Origin of the sequence: Gordonibacter sp. An230 (genome assembly GCF_002159915.1) — a bacterium.
GTDB lineage: Bacteria > Actinomycetota > Coriobacteriia > Coriobacteriales > Eggerthellaceae > Rubneribacter.
On the sequence record NZ_NFJP01000003.1, the window covers coordinates 153,539 to 168,789 of the forward strand.

The 15,251-nt window shown below is 65.8% G+C and carries 15 protein-coding genes; 2 read left to right on the top strand and 13 right to left on the bottom strand.

Going from position 1 to position 15,251, the window contains the following annotated elements:
- Window positions 1–36 precede the first annotated feature (36 nt).
- From B5F40_RS02795 to bilS, 11 genes are all read right to left on the bottom strand, one after another.
- Window positions 37–672, bottom strand: a complete 636-nt coding sequence (locus tag B5F40_RS02795) for a TetR/AcrR family transcriptional regulator (RefSeq protein WP_087192853.1) — start codon at window positions 670–672, stop codon at window positions 37–39.
- Window positions 673–1,023: 351 nt separating this feature from the next.
- Window positions 1,024–2,463 (bottom strand): radical SAM protein, encoded by a 1,440-nt coding sequence (locus tag B5F40_RS02800; RefSeq protein WP_087192854.1) that lies wholly within the window; start codon window positions 2,461–2,463, stop codon window positions 1,024–1,026.
- A 42-nt stretch (window positions 2,464–2,505) separates the two neighbouring features.
- The gene (locus B5F40_RS02805; protein ID WP_087192855.1) at window positions 2,506–3,378 is read right to left on the bottom strand and encodes a TorD/DmsD family molecular chaperone; all 873 of its coding nucleotides are present in this window, start codon (window positions 3,376–3,378) and stop codon (window positions 2,506–2,508) included.
- A gap of 396 nt (window positions 3,379–3,774) precedes the next feature.
- Window positions 3,775–4,353, bottom strand: coding sequence for a 4Fe-4S dicluster domain-containing protein (locus B5F40_RS02810; RefSeq protein WP_087192856.1), 579 nt, complete (start codon window positions 4,351–4,353; stop codon window positions 3,775–3,777).
- A gap of 15 nt (window positions 4,354–4,368) precedes the next feature.
- On the bottom strand, window positions 4,369–6,996 hold the full coding sequence (locus tag B5F40_RS02815) for a molybdopterin-dependent oxidoreductase (protein WP_239442873.1): 2,628 nt from the start codon (window positions 6,994–6,996) through the stop codon (window positions 4,369–4,371).
- Window positions 6,997–7,015: 19 nt separating this feature from the next.
- Entirely contained in the window at window positions 7,016–7,789 is a 774-nt protein-coding gene (locus B5F40_RS02820; RefSeq protein ID WP_140396393.1) for a DmsC/YnfH family molybdoenzyme membrane anchor subunit, read from the bottom strand.
- Between the two features lie 523 nt (window positions 7,790–8,312).
- Window positions 8,313–9,281 carry an SPFH domain-containing protein gene (locus tag B5F40_RS02825; protein WP_239442874.1) on the bottom strand — a complete coding sequence of 323 codons (969 nt, stop codon included), beginning with the start codon at window positions 9,279–9,281 and terminating at the stop codon, window positions 8,313–8,315.
- A complete protein-coding gene (locus tag B5F40_RS02830) occupies window positions 9,268–9,669 on the bottom strand; it encodes a GntR family transcriptional regulator (protein WP_239442875.1) in 402 nt (133 codons plus the stop codon). Before B5F40_RS02830 ends, B5F40_RS02825 begins: the two co-directional genes overlap by 14 nt.
- Window positions 9,670–9,689: 20 nt before the next feature.
- Window positions 9,690–10,616 (bottom strand): NrfD/PsrC family molybdoenzyme membrane anchor subunit, encoded by a 927-nt coding sequence (nrfD, locus tag B5F40_RS02835; protein WP_162610866.1) that lies wholly within the window; start codon window positions 10,614–10,616, stop codon window positions 9,690–9,692.
- Between the two features lie 146 nt (window positions 10,617–10,762).
- Window positions 10,763–11,023, bottom strand: a complete 261-nt coding sequence (locus B5F40_RS02840; protein WP_087192858.1) for a TfoX/Sxy family protein — start codon at window positions 11,021–11,023, stop codon at window positions 10,763–10,765.
- A gap of 70 nt (window positions 11,024–11,093) precedes the next feature.
- Complete coding sequence (gene bilS, locus B5F40_RS02845) at window positions 11,094–11,615, bottom strand: flavodoxin family protein BilS (RefSeq protein ID WP_087192859.1); 522 nt, start codon at window positions 11,613–11,615, stop codon at window positions 11,094–11,096.
- A gap of 358 nt (window positions 11,616–11,973) precedes the next feature.
- On the opposite strand from bilS, the gene dtd reads away from it, so the two are divergent.
- A complete protein-coding gene (gene dtd / locus B5F40_RS02850; RefSeq protein ID WP_087192860.1) occupies window positions 11,974–12,420 on the top strand; it encodes a D-aminoacyl-tRNA deacylase in 447 nt (148 codons plus the stop codon).
- Window positions 12,421–12,542: 122 nt separating this feature from the next.
- Here the strand turns inward: dtd and B5F40_RS02855 are convergent, their stop codons facing one another.
- Entirely contained in the window at window positions 12,543–12,905 is a 363-nt protein-coding gene (locus B5F40_RS02855) for an arsenate reductase family protein (RefSeq protein WP_087192861.1), read from the bottom strand.
- 423 nt (window positions 12,906–13,328) lie between these two features.
- On the opposite strand from B5F40_RS02855, the gene B5F40_RS02860 reads away from it, so the two are divergent.
- A complete protein-coding gene (locus B5F40_RS02860; protein ID WP_087192862.1) occupies window positions 13,329–14,120 on the top strand; it encodes an EFR1 family ferrodoxin in 792 nt (263 codons plus the stop codon).
- Window positions 14,121–14,136: 16 nt separating this feature from the next.
- On the opposite strand, the gene B5F40_RS02865 is transcribed toward B5F40_RS02860, so the two are convergent.
- Window positions 14,137–14,583, bottom strand: coding sequence for a PIN domain-containing protein (locus tag B5F40_RS02865; protein WP_087192863.1), 447 nt, complete (start codon window positions 14,581–14,583; stop codon window positions 14,137–14,139).
- Window positions 14,584–15,251: the final 668 nt, after the last annotated feature.

Below are 15,251 nucleotides of genomic sequence, written 5' to 3' on the forward strand. Positions count from 1 at the left end.
CATCCGCACATCGCACGATGGCCGAGCCCCGCCTCCTCAAGCCTTTCCAGAGGAAGAGCGCTCTGGCTCGGGCGGATGACAACCCCCGCCTCCGGAGGCAGCCGCCCATTGAAAGCCTTCCGCCGACCGCACGGCGAAACGGCGGAACGCGCCTCTCATGCGCGCCACTAGCTCCTCGTCGGAGAAGTCCGCGCCCGTAGCCAACATCGCGGCCATGCCGTGCACGTACACGATCATATCGAGGTACAGCTCGCGCGCTTCGTCGGGCGACAGGCCACCTAGCTCCTCGATGCATTGCTGCACGCCCTCTATCGCCACGCTGTCGTACACCTCGGCGAAGCCCGTCGCATCCATATGGGGCGACAGGTACAGGAAATGGAACAAGGAGCGTTCAGTGCGCGCAAGGCGCAGGTGCGCGAGACCGTTCGACTCGAAGAGGTTCTTTCCATCGAGCGCGTGCTCGCGGTTATAGGCCGCAACCCACGCGCGCGCATGATCGTAAAGCGCGCACACGAGCTGCCGCATATCGCCGAATTGGCTGTAGATCGGCTGCACTGAGCATCCTGCGCGCTCGGCCACCGCCCGTGCGCTCAGCGCGCCCTCGCCCCGTTCCCGCACGATGGCGAGCGCTGCGTCGAGCACGTCTCTCCTCGTCACTTTCTGCTCGGGCATTTTCTCTCCTTAATATTACATATGTAATATTACGGTTGTAATATACACGCTGACGCGAGACTCGTCAAGAGAGGAGCGCATAGGCAAACGGAGTGGCGTAGCACACGAACGCCCTCCTGCAAGCGACTGAAAGCAGGCGCATTGACTCCGATGGCCGAAAGCTCGTCGGGCTCTACGGCCTTCCGCCGGACCTGAGGGACGGCAGAGCGACAGCGTCAGCCGCCATCGGCTCCGCAGACGCTGCAAGCGCATCGCCGAACGTTCGTAGGCAGCCTCGCCCCGGAAACGCCCGCGAACCTTCGCCGCAACGCCAGGGCCCGACACAGCAAAGTTCAAGCAGGGCCGTCGAGCTCAATTGCGAAGCAGAGGCGTTGCGGCCACTTCCCGCAGATAGAAAGCAGATCGCACAGGCGCTCGCCCCGACTTCGGGCCCGATCCCGGATCGAGGCCGGAACTCGCTTCCGTCCGATCCCCCGGCGCCTCGGTTTCCGGCCCCGCTCCCGCCGCCTCCGCGCCGCGCTCCGAACCCGCCCCCTGCCCGGGTTCCGCCCCCGGCCCCGCAGCCTCCCGCTCCTCCACCACGTTCGCGCTCTCGGCCAGCACGATGCCGGCGCATGCGCGTGCGAGCGCGTCCGCGCAGGCGAGCGGCAGGGCGGCGCTTGGCACCTCCGCGTCGAAACCGCACGGCACGCCGGCCCGCGCGGCCCACGCCCGCGCGCGCCGCGCGTCCTCGCCGAACGCCTTCGCGCACTTCAGGAACCGGTCGCCCTCGTCTTGGCTCATCCACGGATGCGCGGCGCGCAGATCGACGTCGGCGAAGAACGCCTTGTTCTGCTGGAAGATCTGCCCCGTGTTCTTGTTGTCCGAGCTGCAGTAGTGCACGCCCAGCCGCAGCCCTTCGCGGCTGGCGAACTCCATGAGCGCCAGCGCCTCGGCCTCGCTGCCCGCCACAGGCACGCCGCCGCCGTACCAGTAGTCGTAGAGGTACTTGAAAGGGTGTTTCCGCAGCTTGAAGCCGCGCTTCGCGAACTCCGCGCCGTTGTGCAAAGGGAAACAGAACTCCAGCAGGTTCACGCCGTGCGCGCCCGCGGCGTCCGAGCGCCGCAGCAGCTCCTCCATCTGGCCGCGCGACCCGGGGATCACAGGCACCTCCACCACCACATCGGGCAGCACGGCCGCCGCGCGCTCCATCAGCGCGTACACCCGCTCCTGTCCGTCGTCGGCATCGGGCGGCTTCACGCTGAAGCGGATCTCGGTCAGCCCCGCATCGGCAAGCGCCCGCAGCCCCGCGTCGTCCAGCAAGTCGCCGCTCGTGTACAGGCGCGTGTGCGCGCCGGGGTACAGCTCGCCCGCGCGCCGCAAAAACGCCTCCACCTCGCCGGGATAGAGCATCGGCTCGCCGCCGGTGATCGCCAAGCAGCGAAACCGCGCGCCCGCATCGTGCGCCCGCTCCAGCTCGCGCACGATATCGCGCTTGTGGGTGCGGAAGTAGTCGTAATGGTCCTGATTGGGATTGAAGCAGAAATAGCAGCTCTTCGTGCATTTCAGGTCGATGAAGAACGTCGCCGTCTCCTCGCCGGTGCGGCACGCCTCGCATGCCGGCGACAGCCAGTTGCGCCACAGCGAGAAGCCGCCGTTCTCGCAGCGGCACCCGCACGCGGCGGCCACGCGGGCGCGCTCCTCGCGCGGCGCGCTCTCCTCGCGCTCGAAGGGAACGCCGAACGCCTCCACCGCGGCTTCGAAATCGCGTTCCGCCTCGTCGAACGCCTCCGCGTACTCCCGAAGATCCACCCCGCGCCCCTTCCTACGAAGCCCTCAGCCCTCTTGAAGCCCTCAGCCCTCTTGCTCGGCCAGCTCCTCCTCAAGCCGCGCCGCCGCCGCGCGGTCCAAGCGCGCGAACGCGGCCAAAGCCCCGGCGAACGCGGCGTAAAACGCGCGCCCGTCCTTCTGGATGACCGTGCTGGCAAACGCATCGATCCACGTCAGCAGGTGCTTGTCGAGAAAGCGCCCTTGCACGGCCAGCGTCTGGCGCACCTCGTCGTCGCGCCCGTCGGCGTACGCCTCGTACGCGCGTTGGCTCGTGCGCCCCAGGTAATCCATCATAGCAGCAATGTGATCGTCGGGAAAATGCCTCTCCGCCCGCAGCTTGAAGCCCGCCTCATGGTAGAACGAGCGCACGTCGAGCGTGCTCTCCTGGAACACCATCGACTCCTTGCCAACGTACGGCGACTCCCACGGATGCACGTAGGACGCCCCCGGCACCTGGAACAGCTTCGCGAAGTCCGAGGCCAGCGCCTCGATGAACGCCTCATCGCCTACCGATGCGGCGTTTTCGCGCACGCACGCGCACGCCTCGTCCATGCATACCGCCGCGCTGCGCCCGCTCGAACCCACCTGATGGCCGGCGACCTGCCGAAACTCGTCTCGGGTCAGCTCGTCCCGCACGGCCTCGAGCACGCCTCGCCCCTGCTCGCCGAACATCGCCGCAACGCCCTCGCGCGCAGGCTCGCTTCCGAACACCACGTGCAGCAGGTTGTACAGGTACGCGCGGCGGGCGAGCATCATCGCCGTCGCGCATTCGCGCCCGTGGCCCTGCTCGCGCTCCTGTTCGCTCCCCTGCCCGCGATCCTGCGAACGTCCGCTTTCGCGCTCTTGCGAACGTCCGCTTTCGCGCTCTTGCGAATGCCCGCTTTCGCGCTCCTCCATAAAATCCCCTTTCCACGAAGCTGCTACCCGATCCGTCAACGCCGTTGCCTCAACAATGCCGCGCGAAGCTCACCGCCCGACCGCTCCGAGCAAGGCGCGGATGGCCCGGCGCGAGACCCCCACCCGACGAGACCGGTGCGAGAACGGCACCGGGTGGCTTAATGCAGCCGCGCAAAGCCCGCCGTTGCGGGCGACCCGACATGGCCGCACCAAGGTCCTTGCTCCGAACGTCCGTGCAGCGGCGGCGCGAAACGGATTGCCGCCGCGGCATCACACGCAGGGCCACAGCACCAGGCGCCTCCGCGATGCCGCCGAACCGCCCCGCCCGACGCACCGACGCCGCCGAAGGGCCGCCGCGCCGAAAACCCGACGCGGCGGCCCAACTGGATGCGGCTGCTACCAGTTGACCTCCCGGTACCTCTCGTCGAAGGCGCATTCCTTCGCCTTGATGAGGATGTTCGGATGCGTCTCATCCGGCGAGGGCAGAACGGCGATGCGCCCCTCGTCCAAGTCGCCGCCGAATTCGGCGCGCAGCTCGTCGATGTCGCCGAACTTGAGCGCGCGGTTCGGACACCCGGCCACGCACGCCGGCTCGCCGCCGCTTTGGCGCAAGCCGTAGCATCCGTCGCACTTGCCGGACACGCCCTGCTCGGGGAAGAACTTCGGCTGGCCGTACGGACACGACATCACGCACATGCGGCATCCGATGCACTTGCTCTGGTCTTGGATGACCGTTCCGTCCTCGGCCTTGTAGATGGCCCCCGTGGGGCAGTTGCTCAAGCAGACGGGATCCTCGCAATGGTTGCACCCGAAGGAGTAGCTGTACCCCTGCACTTCGGGGAACCGCCCCACGGTGTACGTGCGAACCTCGCGGTACAGCGTCCCCACCTCAAGGCGGTTCTTGTCCTTGCACACCACCTGGCACGCACGGCAGCCGATGCAGCGCGTCATGTCAAGGTAAAATCCAACAGTCATGATGCTCCCTCCTGACTAGCCGAGGTCGACGATGCGCATGGGTTGGTCGCAATCGTCTTCCAGCGCTGCGCCCGCGTACTTCTCGAAGTTGCAGTTATTGTTGTTGTAGCTGGTCACCCCGCAGCCGGAGATGTCGTTGCCGATGAGGTAGTTGTCGGCGCCCGCCAGATCGATGCCCGTCTCCTCGTCCACGTTGACCCACGACCCGTGAGGGATGCCCACCTGGCCGGGGCGCATGTTCTCCAGGCAGCAGGCCTTGCGCAGCACCTCTCCGTACTTCGTCCACACGCGCACGGTGTCGCCGTCTTCGATCCCCTTCTCGGCGGCGTCGGACGCGTTGAGGAACACCGGGTTCGGCCAAGCCTCGCGCATCCAGGGGCAGTTGTCGAACACGGTGTGCGAGCGGCGGAAGTAGTGCGGGTTGAACATGAGGTAGGGGTACTCGCCCGCCTCGCCGCCGATCTCCCCGTTTTTAAACGTGGTCTCGTAGCCGATGGACGGCACGATGTACTCGGGATACGGCTGGTACGTGCGGTCCGTCAAGCCGATGCTGTTGTACAGGTCGGCCTTCGCCTGACTGGTGATCTCGAACTTTCCGCTCGCGGTGTCAAGCGGGTTGGCGTCGGGGTCGGCAATGAAGTCGGCATATCCCAGAAACGCGCTGTATTGGTCGCCCAGCGCGCGCTTCACCTGGTAGCCGCCGTTCTCGATGAACTCCTGCAAACCGACGCGTCCCGTCTGGGGCTTGCCTTCGACGCCCCACCGCTCGATATCGTCCTCGGTGATGGAGATGAGCGGCTCGTATGCGCCGGAGCCGTCCTCCTTGACGACCGTCGTCCCCGCCAGCTGGTTGAAGAACGCCTGCTTCTCGCTGATGGGATAGACCGTCGCAGGATCGATCCCCAGCGCCTCGAGGATGAGCGCGTTGATCTCCTGATCGGTCTTCGCCTCGTACAAAGGCTCGGTCACCTGCGAATAGCAGAACAGGAACTCGCGGTTGGACGCATCCAGGCCACCTGGCACCTCCCATTTCGTGGTGACCGGCAGCACGATGTCGGAATACCGCGCCTGCGTGTTCATGAACTGGGCTTTCGCCACCACGAAATCCATTTTGCGGTGCGCCTCGATGCCCCGCTTCATGTTGGGGCCGGTTTGCAGATAGGCGTTCTCGTCATGGACGATGCAGTGGATGTCGCACGTCTTATCGACGCCCGCCTGAGATCCATCGCCTGCGTACCAATCTCCCACCTGGCGATACGTGCCGGAGAAGCACGCCTCCCACACTTGAGGGCCCGGAATGACGCCGTCGATGGGGTTCTCCAGGCTGGGAAGCCCCGTCTTGCCCGCCTTCACGAGGGCGGGGCCGCCGTTGCCGGCGTTCGCATGGTAGTTGTTCGCAGTGCAGTTGCCCGGTTTGCCGAAGTGGCCGCCCATCGCGCCAAGCGTCATGAACAGCTGAGGGACGTTCTCCGAGCCGTTGCAGCGCGCCGCCGCGAAGTTGTGGAGCATCCACACGTTGCGGGTTTTGCCGATCTCGCGCGCGAAATACGTGATCTGCTCCATCGGCACGCCGCAGATGTTCGATGCCCATTCAGCCGTTTTCGGCTGGCCGTCGTAGGCGCCTTCCACGTAATCGCGGAAGTTCACGTCCTCTTTGAGGTCGGCGGGTTTGTGATCGGCGTCGAAGCCCACCGTGTACTTATCGAGGAAGCCCCAGTCGATGACGTCGCCTTCTTCGGCATCGAGGCGAAGCATCTCGGAAGCCACGCCCAGCATGAACGCCGTGTCCGTGCCGGTGCGGATGGGAATCCAGTACGCGTCGAGCATCTGGGCGGAAGCCGTGTAGATGGGGTCGACCGTGATGAACTTGACCCCCGCCTCCTTGGCGCGAAGGTAATGGTAGCTCGGCGTGCCTGGAGCCGACCAAGCGGGATTCGACGCGTAGAACACGATGGTGTCGGCGTTGAGCATGTCGGTGCGATCGTTGCACGTGCCGGCGTCGGTGCTGGGGATGCCGATGGTGGTATCCGGATTCAGCAGGTACGAGCCGTGGGACGTCGAGTCGGCGACGGACGTATGGCCCCCATAGGCCAGAAGCGGCGCGAACGCATAGCGCGAGCCGTAGCTGCCGAGGAGAAACGCCTGGTTGCCGTACTTCTCTTTGATGGACTTGAACTGGCCGGCCACGTAGTCTATGGCTTCATCCCAGCTGATGCGCTCCCATTCGTCTTTGCCGCGCAGCTCGCCGTTGGGGTTCTCGGGCGACCAGCTCTTGCGCTTCATGGGGTATTTCAAGCGGTCCGCGCCGAAGCATTGCTGCTGTTGGGCCTTGCCGCGCACGCAGCCGCGCTGCTGCGGGTAGTCCGGGCTGTCCTCGTGCGTGTCGTCCGTCTTCTGGCGGATGACCGCGCCGTCTTTCACCATCACCTTGTTCATGCAGCGCCCGCCGCAGTTGTGCCAGCATGCGGCGGCAACCCATGTGCCGCCGTCAGCCGGATCGGTGGGCAGCTCGTGCTTGTCAGCGGCGTCGAGGCTCGCTTCTGCGGAGCACCCCGTCGCCGACAGGGCGGCAGCGCCCACCGCCACCGCAGCGGCGGCCCCGAGAAAGCCGCGACGCGATATGTTCTTCGATTCGATGCTCACGATATTCCCCCTTGCTTCCCTAAGCCACCGTGCAGGTTGCGTAGAACGCGTAACGTGAGATGCCCACGCCGACGATCGCCGCGACGCAGATGGCAACGGCGACGGCGCGCTTGCTCGCGATCCTCGGCGAAAGCGCCACAAGCACCGCCGAGACGACCGGCGCGACAACAAGCGCGGCGATCTGGCTCACCGGGTCGAAACCCTCGTTCGAGAACGCGACGGCCTCCAGCACAAGGCCTGCGGCGAGCGCCGCGTTCACGATGAATGAAACGATGCGCAGCACCGCGCCGTCGTAGCCCTCCGAGCCGAGCACGGCGAACAGCGCCAAGCCCATGGCCAGGTCGCCGGCCAGAAACGCAAGGATCGTCGCCGGTGCGTCGCACCACACCGCGATGCCGTACACGTCGGTGTAGGCCACGCCCATCATGACCATGCACACCACGCCGACGACCGCCCCCGCGACGCGCAGCCCGTAGGGGCTGTCCTTGCGCACGAGCGTGACGACGAGGTCGATCACGGCCAGCATCATGAAGCACCCCGCGACCAGGACCTCGCGGATCATGCCGGAGCCGAAATTGACCGTCCCTCCGATCACCGACTGGATCGCCCGCGGAATGCTGTGCACATGCGTGGCCGCCGCCACGAGCCCCACGGCGAACAGAATCGCCACCACGAGGGGAACCAGCCACGGGCGCCCGCCTTCGCGCCGACGTCGCAGCCCCGTTTCGAACGCGTACGCGCCTGCGGCCACGCCTCCCAACATGGTGAACGCATACAGGGATTCAAGCCCCATATCCAAGCCTCCTCTTCCCGCGCGCCCGCCTCTTCAGGCAAGCGCTCGCTTTGCAGCGCGCCTCCTCAGCGCACACCATCGGAGCGTCCAAACGCGCGCAGCAGAGCCTCCGACGGCGTGCGCGCATGCTCGGACGCATGCTCTGTGGGAATTCGGCCGATCCCTCCATCGCCTATTATGGCAAAATTGTCGTGCGACAATCAAGAGTGTCGCACGACAATTTTTGGTTGAGTTATACTATTTTAAGGATAATTTGGGAGGAGCGCTCTCTCGCATGCGAGCGGAAGCCGCGCTATGTCCTGCCCCCGCCCTCGTTCCCCTTCTCGCCCTTGCTCCCACCCCTGCCCCTTCCCTTAAAACGGCCCCTCGGACGATCCCGCTCGGAACGCACGGCCCCCAAACCATGCGTAGTCGCCCGAAGCGGTCGTTTTTCGGGCCAAAACCGACCGCTTCGGGCGACAACGCGCACCGTACGCACATCAGCCGCAGCCCACGCGACGCCCGACCCGTGCCCGTCACGCCCCTAACGCTCGGGAGACTCCTTTCCGGACTCTTTCGCGAATCCCTCGCTGTAGGCGCTCGGCACCACGAGGGAGCTGCCGTTGTCCTGCATGCCCTCGTAGGTGAGGTGCATCTTGCGCAGCGACAGCGCGATGTCGTCGTACGAGTACGTCTCCGCCACCTCCTGCAGGATGGCCGACACGTCGCGCTCGGCCTCCATGAGCGCGATGCGCGCGTTCTTGCGGCACTCGGCCTGCGCCTCGAGCGACATCACGCCATGCAGCTCCTTCGGGATGATGATGTCGCGGATCTCCACCGACAGCACCGTGATGCCCCAGTCGGTCACCTTCGCCTCAACGGCCTCCTGAAGCTCCTGATCCAGCTGGTGGCGGCGCATCACCACGTTCGACACCGACGCGCGCCCGATGGCGTCGCGCAGCGCCGTCTGCGCGGTCAGGGCCACGGCGAAACGGCAGTCCTCCACCTCCGTGCACGCTTTCTCCGGGTCCCAGATCATCCAGAACAGCACGGCGTCCACGTCAAGCGGCACGAGGTCGCTCGTGAGCGCCTCCTCCGCGCCGAACGGCGTGGCGATGGTGCGCTGGTCGACCCGCAGCGTGCAGAACTCGATGAGCGGTATGCTGAAGAAGATGCCCGGCCCTGCCAAGCGGCTGAACCGCCCGAGCCGCATGATCACCGCGCGCTCCCACTCCAGGCACACGTGCACCGACGACAGCACCGCCAGCCCCACGACGAGCGCCACGGCGATGGCCACCAAGCTCAGCGCTCCCGCCAGCGCGTACCACGCCCCCAGCACCGCCAAGAACGCCGCCAGCGCCAAAACCACCGTCACCATCACGGCGCCGTTGCGCGTGGCCTTCTTGCTGGGGTCGGACCGATAGGCGTCGGCGGCCACGCCGAACTCCATCTCCGAGCGACGGTACGAGTCGCGCTCGTCGCGCCCGCTGCGCATCCTGTCACTTCTTATCATGGCTCATCTTCATCCTTCGAACGTGCTTGGACACCAGCTTGGGCACATCGTCGTACGCCATGCCCTCCTTGAGGCAGCTTTTGACAAAGTCCTCGACCAGCGCATCCACCCGGTCGCCCTCGCGGGGAAGCGAGTCCAGGTCGTTCACGAACACGCCGCTGCCGCGCACCGTCGTCACGTAGCCGTCGCGCTCAAGCCCCATGTACGCCTTGCTCACCGTGTTGTAGGCGATGTGCAGGTCAGCGGCGTATTTGCGCACGGTGGGCAGCTTCTCACCCGGCTTGTAGAACCCTGAGGTGATCAAATACTCCATGCGATCGCGCAGCTGAACCCACAGCGGCAGGTCGCTCTGGTCGCAGAATGAGAATGTCGGTGTTTCCTTCGCCACAATCGATGCCGTTGCTTCCTTCAGACCGCGGTTTGAACGCCGGCGTTCACGAGCACGAACCGCAGGCTGAAGCCGCCGACAAGGATGAGCGCCGCCATGACAGCGACGATGCCGCTTGCATGGTTGCGCCGGGCGAGCAGCGCGGACGTTTCGATAGCCAATGGCGCCAGTATACCGCATCCCACGAACCCCAACCAAAACACCCAGGCTTGGTCGCCCGACAACAGCGCGTCGAACGGCCTGTCGTCACTCGCGGCGTTCACCGTGATCGCGCACATGAGCGCAGCGATGGCCTCGAGGACGATGATCGCCGCGTCAGCAAGGGAAAGCCCGCGAATCCAGGGGAGCGACCCTGCGCGGCTTTCGCACAGGCAGACGCCGATCAGGGCCACCGCGCATCCGCACGACAGCGCCGACAGCAGGAAGAGCACGGGCAGCCATGCAGAGCGCCACAAATCAACCGCGATGACGTTCTCCAGCAAAAGCCCCGTGTACACCATCACGGCGATCGCCAATATCTCGCCTACCGCCTTCGCCGCCAACGCCGCTCGCTCCCATGCCGGCCCCAGCACCAGCGCAGACTCGGCAAGCGAAAGGGCGAGGCATGCCGCGAACAGCGTGAGAACGAAGGTGCCGATGGAGACAAAGCTGCTGGTCGGATACAGGAACAACAGGTAAAACGCCTCCGGTCGACCGAGGTCGGCCAAAAGGCACAGCATGCCGACGACGAGCATCGTGAAGGCGATTGCGTAGCCCGTCGCAACGACGCGCCGCTGCGCCATCGAGCACGCGCGACGGCCGCGGCACCCGCGGGGCATGCGAGCAAGGCGCGGGTCGTTCGCATGCGAGAAAGCCGTGTGCAGGTCGATGGCGGAGAATACCGCGAAGCTCCCGGCGGCGGTGCCGCCGAGGAACAGGTACCACACGATGAGCTCGCCGAAGACCACCGCTCCCCCTCTCGCCGTCTCCGCCGTCCGCCGCGCCCGCCGGGACGCGTTCCTGCACAGCATACCATTTTGTCGTGCGACAATCAGCACGACGGTTCCACCGGTGCCCCGCTGCGTCTGCCGCGCTCCCTCCCGCGCCGTGCCCCCTACGCCGGCCTGTTCGCGTCCATGAACGCCTTGAGCTCCTGTTTGCGGGCAGGATCGAGCTCCTTTTTCGGGATGCCCTGCACTGCGCCCTCCAAGCCGTAGAGCATGTGCAGGCACACGCCGGGGTCGATGGCCTGCACTTTGAGCCATGCCTGCTCGGCCCCTGCGGCCATCAGGTCATCGGGCGTCGCGATGCCCACCCGGGCAAGCCGCTCGGCTGCATAGGGGCCGATGTTCGGCAGATCGGTGAGGTTCGCCATGATATTCTCCGTTTCTCGCCGCGACGATGGCAAGTCCGCACGTGCGCGCGGGGCCGCTAGCCCCGAAGCCTCAAGCTGGCAGCGAGGCCTGCACCTTGGCGCGCAGGCGCGCAAGATCGTCGTCGCCGGGATGCGCGAGAGCCTCGTCGAAGTTCTCGATGAGCTGGGCCATGCGCGGGGCCTGTGCGGGATTCTCCTTCGCCTGGCGCTCGTAGCGCTCGCGCACGCTCGCCGGCATGCGGCCCTGGCACATGAACGTGCCCACGATCCGCGCCGATTCGGGCACATGCGCCGCAACGCGCGCCATCACACCTGCAAAGTACGTCTCGTCGGCGCCAAAGCCCGCCGTGCCGAACAAGAACACCTCCTTGCCGCCGAGGGAGGACAGAAGCTCGGCCATCCCGTCGGAGCAGTCGCCGCGATTCGTCCAAAATCCCGCGTACACGCGTTCGGCCCTCGAAAGATCCGACGCATCCACCTCCTCGACGCGCCCGAGCGCAAGCAAGCCCTCCTCGGACAGCACCTCGGCCACAGCGCGCGCAAGCGCCTCGGTGTTGCCGGTCCTGCTGTCGTACACGATCACATAGCCCATGCGCCGTCCTTCCCCCGCGATCCCATGCGAACCACGCGCCCGCCTTGGTTTTCGCTCCGTTATACACCTCGTTGCACGGCGGGTAAACACGACGCACACGATCACCATGCCGCCGCCGATAACCGCTCGCCGCGCCCCATCACCCGAAACGGCGCGCGAACGTCCCACCCGTCGACCGACGGAAGCAAGGCGGCCCGTGCTATACTGTCGCGGCGAAGCGGTTCGGATCGCTTCGCGGCCGCTCCTGTCGGCGCAAAGCGATCACGAGCGCTCAGGCGCGTACGGCAACCAGCGCTTCGAACGCGCGAGCCGGCAAACGGGAGACGCAGGAGAAGGACCAGAAACGAGAGGAGCGCCCATGCGAGCCGTCGTCCAGCGCGTCAAGCGCGCACAGGTTGACATCGGCGACGAGACGGTCGGCTCGGTCGAGCGCGGGCTCGTCGTTTTGCTAGGCGTCGGCCGCGATGACGACGAAGACGACGCCGAACGCCTTTGGGGCAAGATATCCCGTCTGCGCATCTTCGAGGACGCCGACGGAAAGACGAACCTCTCGCTTGCCGACGTGGGCGGCGACGTGCTCGTCGTATCTCAGTTCACGCTGTTCGCCGCCTGCAAGAAGGGCAACCGCCCCTCGTTCGCGCACGCCGGAGCGCCCGCCGAGGCGAAGCGCCTCTACGAAGCGTTCGTCGCGCACGCCCGACGCGATGTCCCTCGAGTCGAAACGGGCCGGTTCGGAGCCCATATGGACGTGAGCCTGGTCAACGACGGGCCTTTCACGCTCTGGCTCGACACCGACGAACTGTAGCCCCTCGAAAAGGCCGCTCGTCGCGCAAAGGACGGGCGAGGCGCTTCGGAGCCGAGAGCGGCCGAGCCGCTTCCCGCGCGGCACGCCCCTCGGCCCCCGCGAGCGCGGCTCGAAGCGGGCCCCTACAGCAGAGCGCGCTCCCATTCGGCCTCTTCGAAGCCCACGAGCACGAAGTCCTTGCCCACCACGAGCGGACGCTTCACCAGCATGCCGTTCTCCGCCAAAAGCGCGTACGCCTCCGCATCCGACATGCCCGCATCCAGAAGCGCCTTCACGTTGCGCTCGCGGTACAACATACCGCTCGTGTTGAAGAAACGGCGCAGCGGCAGCCCGCTTCTCGCATGCCATGCCGCCAGCTCGTCGGCCGTGGGATTGTCCTCGACGATGTGCCGGCCGATGTACGCCACGCTGTGCGCGTCGAGCCACGCCTTCGCTTTCCTGCAGGTCGAGCACTTCGGGTATTCGACGAACAGCACGTCTGCCATAGAATCCCTCCTCGGTTCGCTTCCCTTTCACATCGTCATCATAGCAGAGCGCAACCGGCGCGGCACGCACGCGAGCCCGACGTCGGGCGAGGGCGCGCCTAGCGCCCGCCTTCGCACGCCCCCTCGGCGCGATGGCGCCCCGTGGAAGCCGACCAACCCGAAGCTGACGTCCCGCATGGAGCGCTTTGGGAAGCGCCATCACGCGACGAGGCAAAATGTGGGGAGACGCCCGGGGCGTGCTAAACGCGAGGCGCTCGCGGTCGCAGGAGGCTCGAGGCGCCCTGCGGAAACCGCGCGAGGCGCAAGACGCATGGCCGCGTACGCATGCCGCATGGGAAACGACTCCATGCCGAAACGTCCGCGCGCCCGTCCCCTTGCTATACTGGCCCCACCGAAGCCCGACTCGAGCGGAAAGGACGCGCCATGATCTTCTACTTCACCGGCACCGGCAACTCGCTCGCCGCCGCGCAGACCATAGCGCGCGCGACCGGCGACATGCTCGCGGACATCGGCGCGTCGTACAAGCACAAGGACTTCGATTTCACGCTCGAACAGGGCGAGCAGCTCGGCTTCATCTTCCCCACCTACTACTGGACCACCCCCGCCATCGTCGATGAGTTCCTCGAACTCGCCCGGTTCCGCACCGGCAACAAGGAGACGTTCGTCCCCGGCTACTGCTTCGCGGCGGTCGGCTGCGGCAGCTTCGTCGGCAATACCGCACGCATCTTCGGCAAGCGCTTGCTCGCCAGCCAAGGCATCAACCTGGACGCGTCGTTCAGCGTGCGCTCGGTGGGCAACTGCACGTTCCTCTACGCGCCCGCGCAGGGCGCGCGGCGCGAGCAGCTTCTGGCCAACGCCGAGCTCGAAGCGCGACGAGTAGCCGAACGCGTCAGGCAACGCGAACGCGTGCGAGCCGAGCGGCGCAACCCCATCGGCGTCCTTCTGTCCGCAGCCTTCGAGAGGAACGAGAAACCGTGCCCCACGGCCGCGTTCCACACGCTGCCCACCTGCATCCGCTGCGGCAGATGCGTCGAGCTGTGTCCAACGAACACCATCGCCCTCATCGAGGGCGCGCCTCGCTGGGCCGAAATGGGCTGCACCCGGTGCCTGGCCTGCCTGCACCGCTGCCCCACCAACTCAATCCAATACGGGAAGCGCACCGAAACCCGCGGCCGCTACACCAACCCCGTCCTCGCCGAAAGGAAGGGTGCATAGGAACGCCCCCCCCCCGCTACCAGTCGATCATCTCGTAGACGATGCCGCAATCCTCTTCGAGCATCGCGAAAAACGACGGCGCATCGATTGCCGGTATTTTCGAACGTTTGAAGCCGCCCGCATCGCGCGCAATGATGTAGTCTGCTTTCACCTTCTCGGCGCATACGGCAATCGGGCAGTCTTCGAAATCGGGCCATGATCGCTCCGCCGCTTTGCGAATACCGTCCTCGCTCACCGAGCACACCCTCACAAACGAGAGACATTCGAGAAACATGTCCTGGAGCTTCTCAGAGTCGACAGCTCTCCGCAACAGGCAGAACGCATCCGTGCACGATTCAATCGAAGCCCATAGATCAGCATATCCCGTCATTTGCAAAGCGTTGATCAGTTCCCACTGATCGCAAAAAGGCCGCCGTGCCCCGAAGTAGCCCACGAGAACGTTCGTATCAAGCAAGAGCCTCATACTTCTCCCTCATCGCCTCCTCCAACAAGTCCTTGTACGACTTGCCTTGCCAAAACGATTCCGGGACAGCGCACGTCGCTCGCTTGCTCCGCCCTCCCAACGTCTGCTTCTGTTCGTCGGCTAGCCTTATGACGCGCGGCCTGAGCTCGCGAGCCTCAACTGGCAACTCCCCCGCTCGAGAACGTATCGATAAGCGGCATTGACCAGCTCGGTGGGAGTCGAGCCGATCTTCTTGAGAACGGCGTTTCCCTGCCGCTTGATTTCCTCCGGTACGCGAGCGGCGACGATGGCATCGTCTCGCTTGCTGCGCGATCACTTCTTGACGAGCGCAGTTTCCATGCGTCCCCCTTTCAGCATGATCGATACATTGTAATGCCGTATTGCTTTCAAGTAGGTATTCTCGACTATTCCTCTTGACCGCCGTGTGCCTAGTGATTATAGTGTGCATATCGGGTATATACACACTGCACAGCAATCGCAAGGTGGCCATGCAGAGGATGCCCGATACGGAGGAGGCGGGGAACGTGCCCGCATCCTCCAGGACGCAAGGCGGGACGCCGCCGAGCGCCCACCGGGCGCACCGGGACGCCGGAGCGCTCACGCCGTCCGCACAGCGGCATCCGCGCACCGCCCATGCGGCAGCGCGGCGCGAACGACGAAACGGAGCA

What these genes read in the sequence shown, in the direction of transcription:
- B5F40_RS02795 (WP_087192853.1), bottom strand. Translation starts at nt 672, where the DNA reads ATGCCCGAGCAGAAAGTGACGAGGAGAGACGTGCTCGACGCAGCGCTC.
- B5F40_RS02805 (WP_087192855.1), bottom strand. Translation starts at nt 3,378, where the DNA reads ATGGAGGAGCGCGAAAGCGGGCATTCGCAAGAGCGCGAAAGCGGACGT.
- B5F40_RS02810 (WP_087192856.1), bottom strand. Translation starts at nt 4,353, where the DNA reads ATGACTGTTGGATTTTACCTTGACATGACGCGCTGCATCGGCTGCCGT.
- B5F40_RS02820 (WP_140396393.1), bottom strand. Translation starts at nt 7,789, where the DNA reads ATGGGGCTTGAATCCCTGTATGCGTTCACCATGTTGGGAGGCGTGGCC.
- B5F40_RS02825 (WP_239442874.1), bottom strand. Translation starts at nt 9,281, where the DNA reads ATGATAAGAAGTGACAGGATGCGCAGCGGGCGCGACGAGCGCGACTCG.
- B5F40_RS02840 (WP_087192858.1), bottom strand. Translation starts at nt 11,023, where the DNA reads ATGGCGAACCTCACCGATCTGCCGAACATCGGCCCCTATGCAGCCGAG.
- bilS (WP_087192859.1), bottom strand. Translation starts at nt 11,615, where the DNA reads ATGGGCTATGTGATCGTGTACGACAGCAGGACCGGCAACACCGAGGCG.
- dtd (WP_087192860.1), top strand. Translation starts at nt 11,974, where the DNA reads ATGCGAGCCGTCGTCCAGCGCGTCAAGCGCGCACAGGTTGACATCGGC.
- B5F40_RS02855 (WP_087192861.1), bottom strand. Translation starts at nt 12,905, where the DNA reads ATGGCAGACGTGCTGTTCGTCGAATACCCGAAGTGCTCGACCTGCAGG.
- B5F40_RS02860 (WP_087192862.1), top strand. Translation starts at nt 13,329, where the DNA reads ATGATCTTCTACTTCACCGGCACCGGCAACTCGCTCGCCGCCGCGCAG.
- B5F40_RS02865 (WP_087192863.1), bottom strand. Translation starts at nt 14,583, where the DNA reads ATGAGGCTCTTGCTTGATACGAACGTTCTCGTGGGCTACTTCGGGGCA.